At 66.0% G+C, this 2,756-nt stretch carries 3 protein-coding genes; all 3 read left to right on the top strand.

What is annotated here, in order from left to right:
- Positions 1–1,533: flagellar basal-body MS-ring/collar protein FliF (fliF, locus tag EOA22_RS29900; RefSeq protein ID WP_127390443.1), on the top strand; the 1,533-nt coding region annotated here is incomplete at its 5' end.
- 3 nt (positions 1,534–1,536) lie between these two features.
- On the top strand, positions 1,537–2,163 hold the full coding sequence (locus EOA22_RS29895) for a hypothetical protein (protein WP_063168920.1): 627 nt from the start codon (positions 1,537–1,539) through the stop codon (positions 2,161–2,163).
- Positions 2,160–2,756, top strand: a 597-nt coding sequence (locus EOA22_RS29890) for a flagellar motor protein MotB (protein ID WP_281040797.1), incomplete at its 3' end; no start/stop codon positions are given. The genes EOA22_RS29895 and EOA22_RS29890, both read left to right, overlap by 4 nt.

Here is a 2,756-nt window from a genome sequence, read left to right as displayed (position 1 = left end):
GTCTATCTCAACCGCCCCGCCTACGACACGCTCTATGTCGGGCTCGACCGCGCCGACGTGAACCAGATCGGCCTGGTGCTCGGCGAAGCCGGTATCGGCTTCGATGTCGGCGCCGACGGAACCTCGGTTCTGGTGCCGGCCGGCACCACCGCCCAGGCGCGCATGCTGCTCGCCGAAAAGGGCCTGCCGACCAGCGCCAATGCCGGCTACGAACTGTTCGACAATGTCGGCTCGCTCGGCCTCACCTCGTTCATGCAGCAGATCACCCGCGTGCGCGCGCTTGAAGGTGAGATCGCCCGCACCATCCAGTCGATATCGGGCATCAAGGCGGCGCGGGTCCACATCGTCATGTCCGAACGCGCCAATTTCCGCCGTGACGAGCAGCAGCCTTCCGCCTCCGTGGTCATCCGCTACGCCGGCATCGACGCCGAAAAGAGCGCCATGTCGATCCGCCATCTCGTCGCCGCCGCCGTCCCCGGCCTGTCGGCCGACAAGGTGACGGTGCTCGATTCCAGCGGCAATCTGCAGGCTGCGGGGGACGACCCTTCAAACACCAGCCCCGCCCGCACGCTCGGCGTCGAGCAGACCGTCGAGGCGCAGATCGGAGACAACATCCGCCGTGCGCTGACGGCCTATCTCGGCCCCGACAATTTCCGCGCCAGCGTCAAGGCCGAGGTCAACACCGACACCCGCCAGACGGAAGAGACCATCTTCGATCCGAATTCCCGCGTCGAGCGCTCGGTGCAGTCGGTGCGCGCCAACGAGAACAACAACCAGAAGCAGGCTTCCACTCCGGCCAGCGTCGAGCAGAACCTGCCTGAGACCCAGGCAACCGCCACCGATGGCCCGCAATCCTCCTCGCAGAACGACCGCAGGGAAGAGATCACCAACTACGAGATCAATTCCAAGAAGATCGCCACCGTCTCCAACGGCTACACCGTCACCAAGATGTCGATTGCCGTGGTCGTCAACCAGCAGCGGCTGACGACCATCCTCGGCAAGGACGCCACACCGGAGCAGATCGCCAAGCGCGTCGCCGAGATCCAGAAGATGGTCACATCCGCCACCGGCCTGGATGAAAAGCGCGGCGACATCATCGACGTCTCGGCGGTCGAGTTCATCGATGGCCTGGATGGCGAGGCGATCCCGCAGGCGGGAATGCTCGATTCGATCGGCCAGCATGCCGGCACGATGATCAATGCAGGTGCCTTCATCGTCGTGGTGTTCCTGGTGGCCTTCTTCGGCCTGAGGCCGATGGCCGCGGCGCTGACGGCAAAGGCTGCTCCAGCCCTGGCAGGTCCCAGCTTCGACGACGTCCAGCGCTCGCTGCCGACGCCGGAGGCAATGGCGGCCACCGACAATGCCGCGGTTGGCGCCTTGCCAGGCACACGCCCAGGCCCCACTCCGCTCGACGATCTTCGCCAGAAGATCCGGCCGGCGCCGCAGGACCGGCTTGCCAGGATGGTCGACCTCAACGAGGAGCGCACCGCGCAGATCCTGCGCAAATGGGCTTCCCAGGAAGTGGCGGTGTAAACCATGCCTTCCGTAGCCCTCTTCGACCTTCTGCCTGATTTCGGCACGCGCGCGCAGCGTGCCGGCCAGCCCCGGGCAGCAGTCGATCCCGAACACAAGCCCGAGACGCCGGCGACGCAAGCCGATATCGGCACGCTGATCGCCGAGGCGGTTGCCCAGGCGGAGGCAGCGCTGGAGGGCCGCCTGGCGGCTGCGCATGACGCCGCGCTCGAAGCCGAACGCCAGGCCAGTGCTGAGGAAGCAAGGATATTTCTCGAAAGCCTTGGCGACGATGTCGGCAAGGCGGTCTCGTTGCACATCGATGCGATGGAGGCGCGCGTGACCGGACTTGTCGCCGGCACGGTCGCCCGCATCATCGGCGGCATCGTCAGCGACGATCTGCAGAAACGTTCGATCGATGCGTTGGCAGACGCCGTCCGCGAAGCGGTTGGCGACGCCGAGGCTGTGCGCATCGTCGTGCGCGGCCCGCTCTCGATGTTCGAAACACTGAAGGCATCGCTCGGACCCCGCGCCGCCAATCTCGATTTTGTCGAGGCGCCAGGCTTCGACCTGACCGTGGCTATCGACGAGGCGGTGTTCGAAACGCGCATGGCCGAATGGTCGACGACCCTCTCGGAGGTCCTGGCATGAGCGTCGCCAACGCCGATCAGGGCCGCCACGAGATCATCATCGTGCGGCGCAGTCATGACGACCATGACGAGGCCCACCATGGCGGCGTCTGGAAGATCGCCTTCGCCGACTTCATGACGGCCATGATGTGCTTCTTCCTGGTCATGTGGCTGATCAACGCCGCCAACGAGCAGACCAAGGCAGCCGTGGCCAGCTACTTCAACCCGGTCAAGCTGGTCGACCGCAATTCGAGCCGCAAGGGCCTGGAGGATCTCGGCGACGGCCCGCGCGCCATGGGACTGACGGCCGACGATCCGCAAGAGGCGACCAGCAAAGCCGGACAGAACGGCAATGCCGGCGCGGGCGCGTCCGAGCGCAAGCAGGACAAGCAGGAGCCACAGCAGGCGGAACACTCCGACGACCATCTCTTCGCCGACCCCTACGCCGTGCTTTCGGAAATCGCCACAGATACCGGCGTCATGCAGAATGTCAGCCAGAAAGGCGATGGCGGCGTGCAGGCTGCCGGCCCGGCTACCGGCGCCTCCGGTGGCGCCTCCTACCGCGATCCTTTCGAGCCGGATTTCTGGTCGCAGCAGGTCGCGGCCCCCGGCGCC

It is taken from the genome of Mesorhizobium sp. M7A.F.Ca.US.014.04.1.1, assembly GCF_003998745.1.
Taxonomy (GTDB): domain Bacteria; phylum Pseudomonadota; class Alphaproteobacteria; order Rhizobiales; family Rhizobiaceae; genus Mesorhizobium; species Mesorhizobium ciceri.
Note: the sequence above shows the minus strand (reverse complement) of the source record. Positions and strands in the feature narration are given on the sequence as shown.

What these genes read in the sequence shown, in the direction of transcription:
- EOA22_RS29895 (WP_063168920.1), top strand. Translation starts at nt 1,537, where the DNA reads ATGCCTTCCGTAGCCCTCTTCGACCTTCTGCCTGATTTCGGCACGCGC.